Origin of the sequence: Cellulomonas shaoxiangyii, from assembly GCF_004798685.1 — a bacterium.
In the GTDB taxonomy this organism is placed as follows: Bacteria; Actinomycetota; Actinomycetes; order Actinomycetales; family Cellulomonadaceae; genus Cellulomonas; species Cellulomonas shaoxiangyii.
Genome location: NZ_CP039291.1, coordinates 3,517,537 through 3,534,221 on the forward strand (window position 1 = coordinate 3,517,537; position 16,685 = coordinate 3,534,221).

General features: G+C 76.1%; 21 protein-coding genes. 10 read left to right on the plus strand and 11 right to left on the minus strand.

The window, feature by feature from the left end; translation table 11 throughout:
* Positions 1 to 127 precede the first annotated feature (127 nt).
* Positions 128 to 781, plus strand: coding sequence for a DUF998 domain-containing protein (locus tag E5225_RS15750; protein ID WP_166435868.1), 654 nt, complete (start codon positions 128 to 130; stop codon positions 779 to 781).
* Between the two features lie 91 nt (positions 782 to 872).
* Entirely contained in the window at positions 873 to 2,405 is a 1,533-nt protein-coding gene (locus E5225_RS15755; protein WP_135972073.1) for an SDR family NAD(P)-dependent oxidoreductase, read from the plus strand.
* A gap of 36 nt (positions 2,406 to 2,441) precedes the next feature.
* On the opposite strand, the gene E5225_RS15760 is transcribed toward E5225_RS15755, so the two are convergent.
* Positions 2,442 to 2,963: a DinB family protein gene (locus tag E5225_RS15760; protein ID WP_135972074.1), complete on the minus strand. Its 522-nt coding sequence runs from the start codon at positions 2,961 to 2,963 to the stop codon at positions 2,442 to 2,444.
* Positions 2,964 to 3,069: 106 nt separating this feature from the next.
* Here E5225_RS15760 and E5225_RS15765 point away from each other — a divergent pair, with 106 nt between their 5' ends.
* Positions 3,070 to 3,501: a PPOX class F420-dependent oxidoreductase gene (locus E5225_RS15765; RefSeq protein ID WP_135972075.1), complete on the plus strand. Its 432-nt coding sequence runs from the start codon at positions 3,070 to 3,072 to the stop codon at positions 3,499 to 3,501.
* Between the two features lie 10 nt (positions 3,502 to 3,511).
* Here the strand turns inward: E5225_RS15765 and E5225_RS15770 are convergent, their stop codons facing one another.
* Positions 3,512 to 4,033, minus strand: coding sequence for a DUF3995 domain-containing protein (locus E5225_RS15770; protein WP_166435869.1), 522 nt, complete (start codon positions 4,031 to 4,033; stop codon positions 3,512 to 3,514).
* 34 nt (positions 4,034 to 4,067) lie between these two features.
* Between E5225_RS15770 and E5225_RS17620 the strand changes: the two genes are divergently transcribed.
* Entirely contained in the window at positions 4,068 to 4,223 is a 156-nt protein-coding gene (locus E5225_RS17620) for a hypothetical protein (protein WP_166435870.1), read from the plus strand.
* Here E5225_RS17620 and E5225_RS15775 read toward each other — a convergent pair.
* From E5225_RS15775 to E5225_RS15795, 5 genes are all read right to left on the minus strand, one after another.
* The gene (locus E5225_RS15775; protein WP_243738057.1) at positions 4,205 to 4,702 is read right to left on the minus strand and encodes a nucleotidyltransferase domain-containing protein; all 498 of its coding nucleotides are present in this window, start codon (positions 4,700 to 4,702) and stop codon (positions 4,205 to 4,207) included. The two genes, E5225_RS17620 and E5225_RS15775, sit on opposite strands and share 19 nt — an antisense overlap.
* Positions 4,699 to 5,397, minus strand: coding sequence for a hypothetical protein (locus E5225_RS15780; RefSeq protein ID WP_135972077.1), 699 nt, complete (start codon positions 5,395 to 5,397; stop codon positions 4,699 to 4,701). The genes E5225_RS15775 and E5225_RS15780 overlap by 4 nt, the downstream gene beginning before the upstream one ends.
* Positions 5,398 to 5,520: 123 nt before the next feature.
* Complete coding sequence (locus E5225_RS15785; RefSeq protein WP_135972078.1) at positions 5,521 to 7,500, minus strand: PKD domain-containing protein; 1,980 nt, start codon at positions 7,498 to 7,500, stop codon at positions 5,521 to 5,523.
* A 250-nt stretch (positions 7,501 to 7,750) separates the two neighbouring features.
* Entirely contained in the window at positions 7,751 to 8,431 is a 681-nt protein-coding gene (locus tag E5225_RS15790; RefSeq protein WP_135972079.1) for a GOLPH3/VPS74 family protein, read from the minus strand.
* A 35-nt stretch (positions 8,432 to 8,466) separates the two neighbouring features.
* Positions 8,467 to 8,952 (minus strand): MarR family winged helix-turn-helix transcriptional regulator, encoded by a 486-nt coding sequence (locus tag E5225_RS15795; protein ID WP_135972080.1) that lies wholly within the window; start codon positions 8,950 to 8,952, stop codon positions 8,467 to 8,469.
* A gap of 77 nt (positions 8,953 to 9,029) precedes the next feature.
* Between E5225_RS15795 and E5225_RS15800 the strand changes: the two genes are divergently transcribed.
* Entirely contained in the window at positions 9,030 to 9,947 is a 918-nt protein-coding gene (locus tag E5225_RS15800; protein WP_135972081.1) for an alpha/beta fold hydrolase, read from the plus strand.
* Between the two features lie 140 nt (positions 9,948 to 10,087).
* On the opposite strand, the gene E5225_RS15805 is transcribed toward E5225_RS15800, so the two are convergent.
* From E5225_RS15805 to E5225_RS15815, 3 genes are all read right to left on the minus strand, one after another.
* On the minus strand, positions 10,088 to 10,480 hold the full coding sequence (locus tag E5225_RS15805; protein ID WP_135972082.1) for a cupin domain-containing protein: 393 nt from the start codon (positions 10,478 to 10,480) through the stop codon (positions 10,088 to 10,090).
* A gap of 89 nt (positions 10,481 to 10,569) precedes the next feature.
* Complete coding sequence (locus tag E5225_RS15810) at positions 10,570 to 11,193, minus strand: transcriptional regulator (RefSeq protein WP_135972083.1); 624 nt, start codon at positions 11,191 to 11,193, stop codon at positions 10,570 to 10,572.
* Positions 11,190 to 11,600, minus strand: coding sequence for a DNA-binding protein (locus E5225_RS15815; protein WP_135972084.1), 411 nt, complete (start codon positions 11,598 to 11,600; stop codon positions 11,190 to 11,192). Before E5225_RS15815 ends, E5225_RS15810 begins: the two co-directional genes overlap by 4 nt.
* Positions 11,601 to 11,679: 79 nt before the next feature.
* Here E5225_RS15815 and E5225_RS15820 point away from each other — a divergent pair, with 79 nt between their 5' ends.
* The 3 genes from E5225_RS15820 to E5225_RS15830 are packed head-to-tail and all read left to right on the plus strand — an operon-like array spanning position 11,680 to position 14,481.
* Positions 11,680 to 12,936 carry a PEP/pyruvate-binding domain-containing protein gene (locus tag E5225_RS15820; RefSeq protein ID WP_279633246.1) on the plus strand — a complete coding sequence of 419 codons (1,257 nt, stop codon included), beginning with the start codon at positions 11,680 to 11,682 and terminating at the stop codon, positions 12,934 to 12,936.
* Positions 12,933 to 13,538 carry a histidine phosphatase family protein gene (locus E5225_RS15825; protein WP_135972086.1) on the plus strand — a complete coding sequence of 202 codons (606 nt, stop codon included), beginning with the start codon at positions 12,933 to 12,935 and terminating at the stop codon, positions 13,536 to 13,538. Before E5225_RS15820 ends, E5225_RS15825 begins: the two co-directional genes overlap by 4 nt.
* 49 nt (positions 13,539 to 13,587) lie before the next feature.
* Positions 13,588 to 14,481: an aminoglycoside phosphotransferase family protein gene (locus E5225_RS15830; protein WP_135972087.1), complete on the plus strand. Its 894-nt coding sequence runs from the start codon at positions 13,588 to 13,590 to the stop codon at positions 14,479 to 14,481.
* Between the two features lie 24 nt (positions 14,482 to 14,505).
* Here E5225_RS15830 and E5225_RS15835 read toward each other — a convergent pair whose 3' ends face one another.
* Positions 14,506 to 15,210, minus strand: a complete 705-nt coding sequence (locus E5225_RS15835) for a nucleoside/nucleotide kinase family protein (RefSeq protein WP_208012440.1) — start codon at positions 15,208 to 15,210, stop codon at positions 14,506 to 14,508.
* Between the two features lie 173 nt (positions 15,211 to 15,383).
* On the opposite strand from E5225_RS15835, the gene E5225_RS15840 reads away from it, so the two are divergent.
* Positions 15,384 to 16,208: a tryptophan-rich sensory protein gene (locus E5225_RS15840; RefSeq protein WP_135972088.1), complete on the plus strand. Its 825-nt coding sequence runs from the start codon at positions 15,384 to 15,386 to the stop codon at positions 16,206 to 16,208.
* Positions 16,209 to 16,266: 58 nt separating this feature from the next.
* Positions 16,267 to 16,593 (plus strand): hypothetical protein, encoded by a 327-nt coding sequence (locus E5225_RS15845; RefSeq protein WP_135972089.1) that lies wholly within the window; start codon positions 16,267 to 16,269, stop codon positions 16,591 to 16,593.
* Positions 16,594 to 16,685 lie beyond the last annotated feature (92 nt).

The following is a 16,685-nucleotide window of genomic DNA, read 5'->3' on the forward strand; positions in this document are numbered from 1 at the left end:
TCGCCCCGCTCCTGATCCGACCGGCGCACCGGGCAGGCGTCGCAGGCTCGGGCGGCCGGCGGTCGTGGTAGAACGCCGCATGGCAGCGGCGCGCCCAGGCGGACAGGTCTCGTCGGCGGAGCGTCCGGTGCGGCCGCCGGGCGCCGGTCAGCGCCGCGCGCTCGCCCTCGGGGCGGCGGCGTGGCTCGTGCAGCCGCTGTACGTGGTGGCCGAGCTGCTGGCGGCGGCCCGGTCGAGCGCCCCCTACAGCCTGCTCGACCAGACCATCAGCGACCTCGGCGCCACGACGTGCACGGCCATCGACTACGCCCACGGGCCGGTGGAGGTCTGCTCCCCCTGGTACCCGGTGATCAACGCGAGCCTCGTCGTGTTCGGGCTCCTCCTCGCGGTGGGGGCCGTCCTGCTGCGGAGGTTCCTGCCGCGACGCCGGTCGGCCACGGCCTCGACGGTGGCGTGGGTCGTGGTGGGCCTCAGCAGCGTCGCGACGGGCCTCGTGCCCCTGGACCGCGACCTCACGCTGCACTCGCTCGTGGCGCTGCCGGCCCTGCTCGCCTCGCCCGCCGCCCTGCTGCTCCTCGCGGCGAGCCTGCGCCGGGCCGTCCCGTGGTTGTCGGCCGCGACGGCCGCGGTCGGGCTCGCCTCCCTCGTCGGCGCGGTCGCGTTCCTCGTCACCACGGGGAGCCCCGACCTGGGCGGCCTCTGGGAGCGGCTCGGCTTCTGGCCCACCTACCTGTGGCTCCCCGTGGTCGCCGCCGTCCTGCTCCGCCGGGCGCGCACCTGAGCCCACCCCGCCTATGTGGGGGGAGCGCCGCGTACGATTCTCCGGGCCCGCGAGACCGCGACGGCCCTCCCCCATGCAGGACGGACGGCGCATGAGCGCGCACACGACCACGCCGGTGCACCCCGCCGGCGACACCCCCGAGGACCCCACCGACGGCACGGCGCCGGAGCAGGCCGGCGTCACGGCCGCCGACTTCGCGACGTTCCTGCGGGTCATGGACCAGGTGGCCGTCCTGCCGCAGGAGCACCCGCAGCACGCCGCCGCGCGGCGGGCGTCCTCCGCGCTGTTCAAGGCGGCGAAGAAGCACCGCCGCGGCGAGAAGCGCCGGTTGATCGCCGAGGCCGACGCGGCCGTCGTCGCCGCGACCGCCACCGGGAGCCCGGGGCGGATCGACGACGAGACCCTCGGCCTCACGCTGACGTCGGCGGCGACGAGCGCGACCGCGGGGACCCTGCTGCGCGCGCGTCCCTGCTACGTCTGCAAGGAGGCGTACACGGTCGTCGACGCCTTCTACCACCAGCTCTGCCCCGCGTGCGCGGCGCTGCACCACGCGAAGCGCGACGCCCGCACGGACCTCACGGGGCGGCGCGCCCTGCTCACCGGCGGCCGCGCCAAGATCGGCATGTACATCGCGCTGCGGCTGCTGCGCGACGGCGCCGACCTGACGATCACGACACGCTTCCCGCGCGACGCGGTCCGGCGGTTCAGCGCGATGGAGGACGCCGCCGACTGGCTGCACCGGCTGCACGTCGTCGGGATCGACCTGCGCGACCCGTCGCAGGTGGTGTCCCTCGCGGACCACGTCGCGGCGCAGGGCCCCCTGGACGTCCTGATCAACAACGCCGCGCAGACCGTGCGCCGGTCGCCGGGGGCGTACTCGCGGATCGCCGACGCCGAGTCCGCGCCGCTGCCCGCCGAGGCGGCCCGCATGATCACGACGTTCGGGCACACGAGCGACGCCCACCCGCGCGCCCTCGCCGGGTCCGTGAGCGAGCTGACGAGCCCCGCGCTGGCGATCGAGCGCGCCGCCCGCGCCGCCGACGAGCTCGTCGCGCAGTCGCTGACCGCCGAGGCGGCGAGCCTCGAGCGGCTCGTCGCGGGCACGTCGATCGACGCCGGCGGGCTGATCCCCGACGTGGCGGAGACGAACAGCTGGGTCGCGACCGTCGAGCAGGTCGACCCCATGGAGCTGCTCGAGGTCCAGCTGTGCAACCAGACGGCGCCGTTCATCCTGATCAGCCGCCTGCGCCCGGCCCTGGCCGCGTCGCCCGCGCGGCGCACGTACATCGTCAACGTCTCCGCGATGGAGGGCGTGTTCTCCCGCGGCTACAAGGGCCCCGGCCACCCGCACACCAACATGAGCAAGGCCGCGCTGAACATGCTGACGCGCACCAGCGCGGCGGAGATGCTGACCGACGGCATCCTCATGACGGCCGTCGACACCGGCTGGATCACCGACGAGCGGCCCCACCCCACCAAGGTGCGGCTCGCCGAGGAGGGCTTCCACGCCCCCCTCGACCTGGTCGACGGCGCCGCGCGGGTGTACGACCCGATCGTGCGCGGCGAGGCCGGCGAGGACCTGTACGGCTGCTTCCTCAAGGACTACGCGCGCTCGCAGTGGTGAGGCCGGCGGGGGCGGTGCGGGTGCGGGCACCCGGCCCTACTCGCCCGTCGTCCCGTCGGCCAGCTCGCGGGCGACGTCGAGGTGCCCCGCGTGGCGCGCGTACTCCTGCAGGACGTGGAACCCGATCCACGCGAGCGTGGGCGCCGGTCCGGCCGTGAACCGCCCGCCGACGGCGGCGCGGGCGTCGAGCGGGACCGTCGTCAGGATCGCGGTCGTCCGCTCCCCGCCCGCGTCGAGCCGCCGCACCAGGTCGGCGGCGGTGACGCCGTCCGGCACCTCCCAGCGACCGCCGTCGGCGCCGGCCGCGTGGTCGCCCCACGGGTCGTCGACCGGCTCGGCCAGGAAGCCCCAGACGAACCAGCGCCGCTCCATGTGCACGAGGTGGTGGAGCAGCTCCAGCGGCGCCCACCCCGACGGCAGCAGCGACGTGCGCTGCTGCTCCTCCGACAGGCCCGCGACCTTACGGGCGACGACACCCCGGTAGTGATCGAGGTACGCGACGAGCTGCACGGCGGGATCGGCGGAGTCGACGTGCGGCTCCCTCTCGGAGACGGCCATGCAGGGAACCTAGCGGCAGCTGCCAGCGCAGCGGCCGGCCCCCACGGCCGCCGCCGGAGCACCCGGAAGCCATGACGGCTCGGGGCCCGGCACGCCAGGATGGACCATGTTCACCGAGCAGGAGCTGGACTACCTGCGGTCGCAGAGCCTCGCGCGGCTCGCCACCGTCGCCCCGGACCGGCAGCCGGACGTCGTGCCGGTCGCGTTCGAGTACGACGGCCAGGACTTCTGGGTCGGCGGTGTGGACGCCTCGGTGACCCGGACCCGCAAGTTCCGCAACGTGTCGCGCGGCGGTCAGCAGGTCGCGCTGGTGATCGACGACCTGCTGTCCCTCGACCCCTTCGTCGCCCGGGGCATCCGCGTCTACGGACGCGCGGAGGGTCCGCTCGAGCGCACCGGGATGCTGGGAACCGGGTACTTCCTGCGGATCACGCCCGAGGAGTCGTGGTCGTGGAACCTGGACGCGCTGCCGGTCGGGGACGAGTGGTACCCGGCGCACCACGACCGGCACGTCCCACCGCCCGATCCCCTCGCCTAGGCCGGCCTCGTCACGCGGCTGCCCGTGCGGGCCGGGACGGCGCGTCGGGGAGCCGCTGACGACGCAGCGTCGCCCCGCCCAGCAGCAGCCCCCACACCAGGAACCAGGGCTCCCAGAGCAGCAGCCGCCACCTGAGCGCCCGGTCCGAGAGCGGCTCGGCCGGCACCACCGCGCCCGCGGCGACCAGGGCGACCGACGCCACCTGGAGCGCACCGTAGAGCACCAGGACCGTCGCCCCCAGCCAGCCGAGCGCGAGCAGCAGGCGGCGCGGGAACCGTCGCCCCCACGGCTGCACGAGCGCCAGCGCGAGCACGCCGCCGAGCACCTTGAGCACCAGCGCCACGGCGTTGGCGGCCAGCAGCACCGGGTCCCCGGCGCGGCCCCTCCGCTCGATCGTGCCGCCCAGGGTGTCGAGCCCGACCGTGCTGCCGAGCGCCCACACCAGGCTGACGCCGGCGAACGCGAACGCGACGACCACCGCCCCCCACGCGACCCACGCGGGCGGGACCCACGACCGCTGCTCGGGGCTCACGACCACCCACGGTAGGCCTGGGCGGGACCGCGTGGTGAGGCACGCGCGGGCCGCACGGGCGGCTGGGCGCGGGGACGACGGCGAGTTCCTCGGCCGGCGCTCGTTCTACCGCCGGTTCGCCGTCACGTCGTCGCAGTGGCTGGGCCCGCAGCCCGAGGAGGGCGCCCCGGCTCACCCGTCGCGCAGCTGACGCAGCAGCGCCAGGTCGGCCAGGTCGACCTCGCGCGGCTCGTAGCCGGTGTGGAAGAGGAGCTGCTGCTGCACCGACAGGCACCCGACCGGGCGGCCGGCGACGGTCCCCGTCACGAAGCACGCCGCGGGATAGGTGAACACGCCGCCGTCGAGGTCCGCCTGCACGCCGTCGCCCGCCTCGTCGAAGACGACCGGGTGCAGGTCGACCCAGCGGCCGCCGGGTGCGGCGAGCTCCACCCGGACCGGACGCCAGTCCGTCTCGACCGCATAGCCGCGCCGCGCGAGCGCGCGCAGGGCGGCCGCCTCCGTCGTGGCGTCGACGGCGAGGTCGAGGTCGCGGTGCTGCCGCGTCTGCCGGCCGAGGAGGGCGTCGACACCCCAGCCACCTGCCACCCAGGCGCGGCAGCCCGCGAGCGCGAGCGCGTCCAGGACGGCGTGCACCTCGTCGGCGTCCATGCCGCCGGCGAGCTCCGTCATCGGCGAGGGCGAGCGACGCGGCGGACGGCGACGACGACGCCCCACAGCGCCAGCGGCACGAGGACCACCCACCACGACGCCACGGTCAGACCGATGCCGACCGGCGTGGCCCGCAGCCCCAGGGCGGACACCGCGAGCGCCGTGCCGAACCACGTTCCCAGGACCAGCGCGAACGCCCCGCCGAGGTGCGTCCAGACGCTCACGGCGCGCCGTTCGCGTGCGACGGCGTACTGCTGCTGTCGGCGCAGGTCGTCGCTCCGGCCACGCTCGCGCGCCCGGCGCTGGGCCGCCGTGATGCGACCGGCGCCGGCGGTGGCCTGCCCGGGACGCGCACGGAAGGGCGCCGCTCCTGCGGCCCGCGTGAGCCTGCGCCGCGTGACGACCGCCCCGGCGGCGGCCGCGAGGCACGGTGCGAGCAGGACGAGCGCGAACGCCCACCACCCGTCGTGCGGGGCGAGGTCCCACTCCCAGTGCACGGCCTGCCGGACGTCGGCGGCCGACAGGACGGGGCGCAGACGCTCCTCGTCGGACCACAGCGGGATGGTCGCCGCGGCCGCCATCCCCGCGAGGGTGCCGGCGACGGTGGCCGCCGCGGTCCGGCGTGCCCGGCGGTCCGCCTCGCGCAAGGGCGTCAGCGGGTCGGTGGCGACGGGCGCCTCCGTGCTGGCGGAGGCCGCGGCGGATCCGGTGGTCATGGCGGTCACCGTACGCACGCGACGCACGCCGCGGGGCGTCCGCCACGAACGAGGCGGCACCGGCGTCCGACGGGCCGGGGCGGCGGGTCGCCCACCGCCCCGGCCACGTGCGCAGGACCTCGATCAGCGCTGGACCAGCACCTGCCCGGACAGCAGCGGCTGCGGGTCGGCGACGTCGACGTCGTACCCGGCGCCGAGCCGGTTGTCGTAGCGGATCTCCTCGCCGGGGTGGTCACCGGCGCTGAGCGGCCACACCACGACGCGAACCCGGTCGGGTCCGGGCCGGCACCGGGGCGTCACGGCACCGTCGGCGCAGCCGTCGTAGCCGTAGAGGACGATCCCGAACGTCTCGGTCTCGAAGTCCACGTGCCCCTGGCCCTTCGCGGCGATCTTGCCGTCCGGGGTGACCACGAGCCACTCCAGCCCGGAGCTGCCCGAGTCGAACCGGAAGTTCGGCGCGCCGTCGGCCAGCCACGTCTTGACCTGGCCGGTCGGCACGGTCGCGGTGGACCCGTAGTAGCGGGCGGTGAGGTGGAACCACTCGTCGCCGGTGCGTCCCGGGTTCGGGACGTAGGCACCGGGCGGCGTCGTCACCGACCCGTCGGCGTTGGCGGCACCGGCGTCCGGGTCGTAGACGACGACCATCACCTCGGCCGAGGCCGACGCACCGTCGTCGTCGGTCACGGTGACCCGGATCGTGTACATCCCCGCGTCGGGGAACACGTGCGTGCGGTCGCAGGAGCCGCCGGTGCCCGCGTACTCCTCGGGGGCGGCCGTGTCGTCCCAGTCCACCGTGCAGGTGTGGGTGTCGTTGGCGGCGTCGGTGAAGGACGCCGTCAGGCTGACCGGTGCGTCCGCGCGGAACAGCTGCCACGGGGTCGGCCCGGTCAGCGTCAGCACCGGCGGCGCGTTGCGCACCGTCACCACGGCGGAGTCGCTCACCGGCGGGTGCACGCCGTCGTCCGCGGTGAGGGTGACCGTGTAGGTGCCGTCGTCGGTGCAGATCACGGAGGTGCGGGGGCTGTTCGGTCGCGTGAAGGAGCAGCTCGCCCCGGGTTCGGCGGACGTCACCTCGGCGCTCCACGTGGCCGTGGTGGCCTGGCTGTCGTCGCCGACCGTCCCGGCCAACGGGATCGGGGTGCCCTCGTCGCCCGACACGTCGGGCCCGGCCGAGACGGTCGGCGCGCCTCCGTCGTCCGGCGGGGCGTCGGCGTCGCGGAACGGGAGCACCCCGAAGAGCGCGTCGTGGTCCGAGCAGGGGTGGTCGATGAGGCCCGCGAAGCACGTGGTCCGGTCGATCACCTCGGCGCTCAGGCCGGGTCCGAAGTGCTCCTGGTCGGCGAAGACGTAGTCCAGCTTCTCCCCCGCGTAGAACGTGTGGCGGTCGGCCGGGTGGTCGGCCTCGAGGAAGAGCCCGTCCCCGCCCTGCACGGGGACGTAGACGCCCGGGAAGAACTCCGGGGAGGCGTTGAAGTCGCCCATCAGCACCAGGGGGTGGTCGGTCCCGTCCTCGGTCATGAAGTCGGCGAACCCCTCCGCCTGGACGGCCGCGATCTGGTCGTCGGTGTCGAGGTGCAGGGCGCAGGCGCGCACCGTCCGGCCCAGGGTCGACCCGAAGTCCGCGGTCAGGCAGGCCGCCTGCCGTTCCCTCGGCTCCGAGGTGATCGTGCCGTCGTCGTTCAGGTAGTACGACACCGGGTCGGTGACGGCGTCCGCACCGACCGCGATCACCGCGCTGCCCGACCGTGGGGCCCCGAGGCCGCCCGTCGTGCACAGCACGTCGACGCCGTCGGCAGGGGCGAAGTGCAGCTGCGCCGACCCGAACCGCTCGGCGAGCCCCTCCCGGGCGTGGTCGGCCTGCGCGGAGCAGGTCTCGTTCATCGACACCAGGTGGGGCGTGCGGGCGTCCGCGAACTCGAGCAACCGGTCGACGACCTCCATCGCACCCTGGTTGTCGGGCTTGTCCGGCTCGAAGGGGTTGATCGTCATCCCCGCGATGTTCCAGTGCAGCACCCGCAGCGGGTCGCCCGGGGCGGCAGCGGCCGGCGCGGTGGGCGCCAGCGCGGTGGCGGCCAGTCCGGCCGCGACGGCCAGTCCGGCCATGGTCCTGCGCCGGGACGCAGGTCGTCGTCGTGATCCGTGCATGTGATGCCCCCTGTCGGTGCCCTGACCGCTGCCACCGCGGCGGCGATCGCGCCGCCGCAGGCCCTCCCTCGCGTGGGCTGCACCCACGGTCAGGACGACACGACGGACCGTAGCGAGAGGCTCCGACATTGCGGTCTTTCCGGGCGCGGCGGCCCGGCGGTGCACCCAGCCGACGGGCGACGGGCGCTCGCTGTCTGCCGACGGGACGTCAGCCCGACGAGGCGGCCGCCGCGCCGGCCGCCGTGATCCCCGCCATCACCGCCGCCTCCACCGCCTCGACGGCCTTGCGCGCGGCCTGGCCCCCGACGTCACCGGCGGCCACCTGCTTCGCGCGGGCCTTGAGCTCGCGGTTCGGCAGCCCGGTGCCGAACCGCACCTTCGGCACCGCGTCGACCGCCGCCAGGAGCGCCACGAGCGACGCCTCGCGCGGGGTCGGGGCGCGCCCCGCCACGAGCACCTCGTGCAGGCTCCGGAGCACCTCGGCCTCGTGCGTGGCGTCGACCGCGGGCCACGACGCGGTCGGGAAGACGCCGAGCACCCGGCCCTCCTGGGCGCGCAGCACGCCGCGCGCCACGAGCCGCGCGTACAGCCGCTCGCGCAGCCCCTTGCGGATGCGGCCCAGGACGGCCGTCGGGGACGCGCTGCCCGGGCCTGCGGCGCGGACCAGGGCGTCGTCGAGGACGTCGTCGCCGAGCGGGCTCGGGTCCACCACGCGCAGCGTCGTGCGCGGGAACAGACCCGACGACACGGCGACCTCGAGGCGCCCGGCGGCGGCCAGCTCCGCGATCACCGCGCCGGCGACGGCGATGTCCCGGCGGGTGCCGTCCACGACGGCCTTGCCGGTGGCGTCGTCGGTGAGCAGCAGCAGGACGTCCTCGGCCACGATCATGCGCTCACCGTACGAGCGCCGCGGCGCGGAGGGGATCACCCGAGGGGGTCCGGCCGGTCGCGTTCCCGGCCGCGGGCGGCGGCGGAGGGGTCGACGACGCGGTCACCGACCAGCGTGTGCAGGTCCGCCTCGAGCGCGGCGAACCGTTCCTCGCCCAGGCGCTGCTCCCACTGCGCGCGCAGGCCGTCGAGAACACCCTCGCCGCGCCGGAGGACCTCGCGCCCCAGCGGGCTCACCTCGAGGCGCTTGCGGCGCGCGTCGGCAGGGTCGGCGCCGCGCGTCACGTAGCCCCGCTCGACGAGGACGGCGATCGTCTTCGCCGCCGCCTGCTTCGAGACGCCCGTGCGCCGGGCGAGGTCCGACGCACCGTCGGCACCCGCGGCGATCGCGCGCATCGCGAACTCGTGCACGGGGCGGAAGTCGCCGTGGCCGTCCGCGGCCAGCTCGGCGGTCGCAGCGTCGACCAGGGCACGGTAGCCGCCCAGGAGAAGGAGTGCGAGGTCGGCACCGGTGCGCGGCATGCCGTCAGCGTAGGGGTCTCGACATCGGTCAACTCGGTTGTCTACCTTGGACAACCATGTTGACCGAAGGAGACCCGATGAGCACCGCACGAACCCACGCCACCGCGGCCGGCGTCGACCACCACCACCTCGACGTGGGCGGCGTGACGCTGCACTACGTCTCCGCCGGGACAGCGGGGTCGCCCGTCCTCCTCGTCCACGGGTTCCCCGAGACGTGGTGGGCGTTCCACCGGCTGCTGCCGCTGCTGGCCGAGCAGCACCGCGTGGTCGCCGTCGACCTGCGCGGCTTCGGCGACTCCAGCAACGGCGAGGGCACCTACGACAGCGCCACGTCCGCGCGGGACCTGCACCTGCTCGTGCGCCACCTCGGGCTCGGTCCGGTCCACGTCACCGCGCAGGACGTCAGCGGCAGCGCGGTCGTCCGCCTCGCCGCCGCACACCCGCAGGACGTGCGGAGCCTCACCGCGATCGAGACCGGGCTGGCCGGCTTCGGCCTTGAGGCGCTCGGTGACGTCACCCGCGGCGGCTCCTGGCACGTCGGCGTCCTCGCCGCGCCCGGCATCCCCGAGCTGCTGCTCGCCGGCCGCGAGCGCGACCTGCTCGCGCAGTGGGCGTTCCCGACGATGACCGCCGTCCCGGGGGCAGTCACCACGACGGACGTCGACGAGCTCGTCCGCACGTTCGCGCGACCGGACGGCTGGCGCGGGGCCGCGGGCCTCTACCGGTCGATGCTCACCGAGGGCGACGACCTCCGCGACCTGCTCACGCGGTCGCCGCTGCGGATGCCCGTGCTGGCCGTCGGCGCCGGCGGCGGACCGTTCACGCTCCGCACGGTCCAGCAGGTCGCCGCCGGACGCGTCGAGTCCGTCCAGCTCGACGGCGTCGGGCACCACGTCGCCCTCGAGGCGCCGGAGGCGCTCGCCGAGGCCCTGCTCCGCTTCACCGCGAGCGTCGACGCGGAGGTGCTCGACGCCGACGGCGACCGGGTGCGGTAGCGACCGGGTGCGCCGGCGACCTGGCGGACGTGGCGGCGCCCGGCACCCCTGGACACGGCGGCGACGCCCGGGCCTGAGCCCGGGCGCCGCCGCCACGATCACCCCGTCGGGATCAGCCCGTCGGGGTCACTCCGTCCGCATCACTCCGTCGGCGGCTCGTCCTGCCCCGACTCCTCGGCGGCGTCCGCCTCCTCCTTGGTGCGGTGGACGGCGCCCTCGGCGTGCTCGGGCGGGCCGTAGACCGTGTAGAGGATCAGCGGGTTCTCGCCCGTGTTGAGGAAGTTGTGCTTCTTGCCGGCCGGGACGACGACGAGGTCACCCTGCGCGACGTTCTTCTCCCGGCCCGAGACGATGGCCTTGCCGGTGCCGGAGACGAACGTGAGGATCTGGTCGATGTCCTCGTGGACCTCCTCGCCGATCTCACCACCCGGCGGGATGGTCATGATGACGAGCTGCGTGTGCTCCCCCGTCCACAGCACGCGCCGGAAGTCCGGGCTCTGCTGTGCGGTGGTCGCGATCGTCCAGTGCTCCACGGGTGTTCACCTCTCGGTCGGGGACGGTGACGTGGTCATCCTGCAAGGGGACGGCCGCTTCCGCCTCCGGAACCGTCCGCGCGGTCGCGCTACCGGGTCAGCCCCAGGGTCGCGACGAGGTCCTCGTGGAGCTCGAACCAGACGCGGTGGCACGAGTCGACGTGCGTGCCGTCGACCCACGCGCCGTCACCGGCCCGAGCGCGTCGTCGCGCGGCGGCGAAGCGCACGTCGTACCCCTGGAGGCGGGTCAGGACGGCGCCGAGCCGGTCGGCGAGCGGGGCGAGGGCGAGCTCGAGCGCCTGCAGCTCGTCGAGCACGCGGGTGTCCCACGCGGCGTCGGCGTGGTCGTTGGCGGCCAGGCGGTCGCCGGGCGACGGCCGCAGCTGCCAGTCCGTGCACGCGCGCTGCAGCCGGGCGTTGAGCGGGAAGAAGGCGCGGTGGACGTCGGCGACCTCGTCGCGCCCGCCGACGTCCGCGAGCTCGGCGGCCAGCAGCCGCTCCCCCTCCGCGCGTCCCCGGTCCGACAGCGACCAGCCCCCGACGCCGGCGAACGCCGCGTGCGCGACCCAGCCGCGCGCCTCGGCGTCGAGCAGGAGGTCCTCGGTGACCGCCTCGTCGAGCCGGAAGCGGCGGGCGACCGCGCCGGTGCCGGCGAACCCGAGCACGCGCACGGCGTGCAGCACCAGCAGGTCCGGGGCCGAGTCGCGGGTCACGAGGACGTCCCGCGCCGTGCGGTCAGCCGGGTGTGGTGCTGCTGGCAGGCCTGCGGGGAGTTGAAGCCCATGGCCGCCGCGATCTGCGCCCAGGTCAGGCCCGCGCTGCGGGCGACGAACAGCAGGCCGTCCTCGAGCCCGTCCACCTCGGCCCGCGCCGACGGGAGCAGGGCCAGCGCCTGGAGCACGTCGTCCGGGGTCAGCTCGCTCGAGCGCCAGAGGGCGAACTGCACGAGGTCCACCGCGGACGGCGGGACGGGTGCGGGACGCCACGGACGGTCGCCGATCCGGTCGGCCCCGAGGGCGAGCAGCCGCGTCCGCGCCGCCTTCTCGTGCCCCGCCTGCGCCTGGTCGGCCCGCGCCGCACGGGCGGCGTCCTCGGTCGTCCCGTGGCCCTTGATCTCCATGTGCCGAGGGTGGATAGTCAACGCCACGTTGTCAACAACTTGTTGAGGAGGCGCCGTGCTCGTCCCGCTGGCCGACGCCGTGAGACGGACGTGCGGGGGCAAGGCGGGGGCCCTCGGCGCCCTGGTCCGCGCGGGTCTGCCCGTGCCCGCCGGCGTGGTCGTCCCGTTCGCCGCGTACCTCGCCGCCGGCGGTGACCGGGCCCCGGGCGGGCGGACCGCGGAGCGGCGCGACGCCGACACCGCGGCCGTCGCGGCGCGACCTCTCCCCTCCGACGTGCGCGACGCCCTCGCGCGTGGGCTCGACACGCTGGGCGACCCGGTCGTGGCGGTGCGGTCGTCCGCGGGCGACGAGGACACGGCGCGCGCGTCGGCCGCCGGTCAGCACGCCACGGTGCTCGCCGTGCGGGGCGTCGACCAGGTCGCCGACGCGGTGCGCGCCTGCTGGGCGTCGCTGCACTCGGCTCGAGCCGTGTCCTACCGGGCGGCCTCCGCCGCCGACCCGGACGCGGGACGGGACGACGGGCCGGGCCCCGGGCCCGACGACGTGCCGGTGATGGCCGTCCTCGTGCAGCGGCTGGTGGACGCGGACGTGTCCGGGGTGATGTTCACCCCCGGCGGTCCGGCCGACGCGACCGAGATCGAGGCGTCGTGGGGCCTGGGCCCGAGCGTCGTCGGCGGCACCGTCACCCCGGACGCCTACCGCGTCACCGCCGACGGGACGGTCACCCGCTCGCTCGCCGACAAGCCGACCCGGATGGACCGGCGCGACGGACGCCTCGTGACGAGCGACGTGCTCGCACCCGACCGTCGCCGGCCGACGCTCGACGACACCACCGCCGCCCGGCTCGCCGCGCTCGGCGCGCGGATCGCCGCCGTGCTCGGCGGGGCGCAGGACGTCGAGTGGGCGCTGGCCGGCGGGGAGCTCTGGGTCCTGCAGGCGCGGCCGGTGACCGCCGACCTGCCGGGACCACGGCCGGGGCCACGGCAGGGTCCTCGGGCCGCCGGCGCACCGGCCACCCTCACGGGGACGCCCGGCAGCCGCGGCACGGCGACCGGCGCGGCGCGGATCGTCCGCGGCCCCGCCGACTTCGGCCGCGTGCGGGCGGGCGACGTCCTCGTCTGCCCGTGGACCGACCCGGCGTGGACGCCGCTGCTCGGCGTCGCGGCCGGCGTGGTGACCGAGACGGGCGGCGTGCTCTCGCACGCGGCGATCGTGGCCCGCGAGCGCGGGATCCCCGCCGTGCTCGGCGTCCGGGGCGCGACGACGACGCTGCGCGACGGCGCCACGCTGACGGTCGACGGCACCGCGGGCACGGTCACGGCGGTCCACCCATGAGGACGGGCACGCGCCACCTCTACCTCGCGCGCCACGGCGAGGCCGACGCCTTCGGGGAGCTCACCGACGTCGGCCGCCGCCAGGCCGCCCTGCTGGGCGAGCGCCTCGCGCACCTGCCCGTGGGCGCCGTCTGGCACTCGCCCCTGCCGCGGGCCGTCGCCAGCGCGCGCGAGCTCGCCCGCCACCTGCCCGGTGTGCCCGTCGCGGCGGCCGCCGAGCTCGTCGACCACGTGCCCCACGTCCCCGCCCCGGCCGAGACGCCCCCGTCCTGGCGCGGCTTCTTCGACGGCTACGACGACGCCGAGGCCCGGTCCGGCCGCCGCGTCGCCGACTCCCTGGTCGCCCGCTTCGCGGCGCCCGCCGCGGGCGGCAACGACACGCACGAGGTCCTGGTCACGCACGCCTACCCGATCGCCTGGCTCGTCCGGCACACGCTGGACGCACCCCCGTCCCGGTGGCTCGGCCTGGAGAGCGCGAACGCCGCGCTGACCGTCGTGCAGTACCGCACCGGCCTGCCGCCGACGCTCGTGACGTTCAACGACCTGAGCCACCTGCCCACCGGGATGCGCTGGACCGGGTTCCCCCCCGCCCTGCGGCCGTAGCCGGTTATCCAGGCGAACGGCGCCCGCCACGACGCCTACGCTCCGCCGGATGAGCGACCACCCCGCCGCGGAGATCACCGTGGATCTCGTCCGGCGCCTGGTCGCCGAGCAGCACCCCGCCTGGGCCGCGCTGCCGGTGACGCCGGTGCCGCGCAGCGGGTGGGACAACCGCACGTTCCGCCTGGGCGACGAGCTGCTGGTGCGCCTGCCCAGTGCCGCGGGGTACGCCGGCGCGGTCGCCAAGGAGCAGCGCTGGCTCCCCGTCCTGGCCCCGCACCTGCCCCTGCCGATCCCCGCGCCCGTGGCCCTCGGCGCCCCCGGTCAGGGCTACCCGTGGCCGTGGTCGGTGTACCGGTGGCTGCCCGGCCGGTCGGCCGACGAGGCACCGCCGGCGGACCTGACGCGGTTCGCCGTCGACCTGGCGGGCTTCCTCACCGCCCTGCGGGCGGCGCCGGGACCCGGCCCCGAGCCGGGTCAGCACAACTGGTGGCGCGGCGGCCCGGTGGCCCACTACGCGGACCAGACCCACCACGCGCTCGACGTCCTCGCGGGGGACGTCGACGTCGCCGCCACCACGGAGGTCTGGGACGCCGCGGTGGCGTCGACGTGGCACGGACCGGACGGCTGGCTGCACGGTGACGTCGCCCCGGGGAACCTGCTGGTGGACGCCGGCATCCTCAGCGCCGTCATCGACTTCGGCACGTCCGGCTGGGGCGACCCGGCCTGCGACCTCGTGATCGCCTGGACCGTCCTCGACGGCCCGTCCCGCGACGCGTTCCGCGCGGGCGTCGACGCCGACGCGGGGACGTGGGCCCGTGCGCGGGGGTGGGCGCTGTGGAAGGCCCTGATCACGCTGGACTGGGAGCGCCACGACGCGGTCGCCGTCGCCGACGCCCGCCGCGTCCTGCGCGCCGTGCTGGCCGACCACGGGTCCCACGCCTAGCGGGGGACGCCCCTCGGGTGCGGCTCAGCGCGCGGCGTGGGCCCTCGCGGGCGCGATGACCGCGGGCGCCGTCGGATCGGTGTTGTCCACCACGACCGAGGCGCGCTCCCAGGGGCGGGCGTGCGCGAGGTACAGGCGCTGCGCCCCGGCGTACCGCGCCAGCAGCGCGTCCGCGAGCTGCTCGTCGAGGCCGCCGCGCTGCCGCATCCGCCGCTCGGCGACGTCCGTGGGGACGTCGAGGTAGACCGACGCGTCCCAGAACGTCGCGAGCTCATCCCGGTGCAGGAAGGTCCCCTCGACGACCACGAGCGCGTCCTCGGGAGCCTGCTCGACGTCGGGGCAGGTAGCGGCCCCGGTGTCCCGGTCGAAGGACGCCCGCCGGTACAGCCCCGTGCCGCCCCGGCACAGGGGCCCGAGCGCCCACGAGACGAGGGCGTCGTAGTCGTAGGTGTCCAGCCAGAACCCCTCGGGCGAGAACCGTCCGCGGGCGTGGCGGACGGCTGCGGGGTGGAAGAAGTCGTCGGCGTGGAGCAGAACGACGGGTCGCGTCCGCACGTGCCCGGCGAGCGCCGCGGCGAAGGTGCTCTTGCCGCTCGCGCCGATCCCGTCGACGGCCAGCAGGGCGCGCCTCCGGGCCGGAAGCCCGCGCACGACCCGGGCCAGGACGGGCGTGCGTAGGTCCTCGGTGGGCGTCGGCCGTGCGCCGCCCCTGCCGCCTGCGTCGACCACGGTCCCCAGGGTGCCGCCCGTCGCCCGCGCGTGGCGAGCCCGTGGCCTCCGGCGGGTGCGCTCGCGCCCGCCGGTCGCCGGCCTCCGCGTCCCCCGCGGGCGCCGTAGCGCGGCCCGGGCGGTCATCGGCCCCTCAAGATGCTCAGCATGCTGAGTGTGGGCACTCTGGAGGCATGGAGACCACGAGCACGGCCGTCGACGCCCCCGCTACGTCCCGTGACCGGGTCCGCCAGGTCACCGTCCTGATCGGAGCCGGCGTGGCGATCGTCGCCGCCGCCATCGGCTCCGGAGCGGCCGGCGGGCAGCCGGTCGCCGAGGCCGCGGGGGGTGCGCTGTCCGCGACGGCCACCCCGCTCGCCCCCGACAGCCCCGCGTTCTCGATCTGGTCGGTGATCTACACGGGGCTCGCGGTCTTCGCGATCGTGCAGGCGCTGCCGCGGCAGGGCTCCGACCCGCGCCTGCGGGCCGTCTCGTGGTGGGTGCTGGGGTCGATGCTGCTCAACGCGCTGTGGATCGCCGCCGTGCAGGGCGACTCCGTCGGCGGCAGCGTGGTCGTGATCGTCGTGCTGCTGGCCGTGCTCGCGGTGATCTTCGTCAAGGTCGTCCGCATCGCGCACACGGGCACCGTGGCGTCGTGGGTGACCGACCTGACGGTCGGTCTCTACCTCGGCTGGGTCAGCGTCGCGACGCTCGCCAACACCGCGGCGTTCCTCGCGGTCGCGGGCGTCGGCGAGCTCGGCCTGGGCGCGACGACCTGGTCCGTGATCGTGCTCGCGGCCGCCGCGGCGCTGTCGGTCGCCTACGCCGTGTTCGGTCGCCGCCGTCCGGCCGTGGTCATCCCGATCGGCCTGGCGATGGCCTGGGGACTGATGTGGATCGGCATCGGGCGGACCCAGGGCCCGCTGCTGGACGGGACCGTGGCGACCGCCGCGTTCGTCGCCGCCGGGGTCGCGCTGCTCGCCCCGATCGTGACGGCGACGACGGCCCGCCGGCATTGACCCGCCGGGGCCCTCGCGGCAATGTGCGGCCCGAGCCACGGCGGAGGAAGGCGGACCGATGATCGGACGCGGGCACGTGCGCGCACCACGGGAGCCGGTCGACCGCTGGCTGGAGGATGCGGGCGGGGCGACGCACGAGAAGATCGGGCCGGTCCGCGCGGAGCTCGCGAGCGAGGAGGTCGACGTGGTGCTCGCGGGCCTCCGCCGGGCCGGTGTCGATGGGCCGGCCGACGCACTCCTCGGCCTGGCTCGGCGGATCAGTGCCACGCCGAGGTGGTCGCTCGGGCCCGTGGGGACGCAGGGCCGCGACGCGCGGGGCCGGCTGGTCCGGGTGGCGATGCGGACCGAGCTCTCCGTCCGGGGGCGGTTCGGGCGCAGCGAGTAGGCGCCGACACCCGTCCGCCGCGGCGAGCACTCGGCACGAGGCGAGCGGGCAGAACAAAGGGGGCGGCCTCTCGGCCGCCCCCTTCAGTTCAG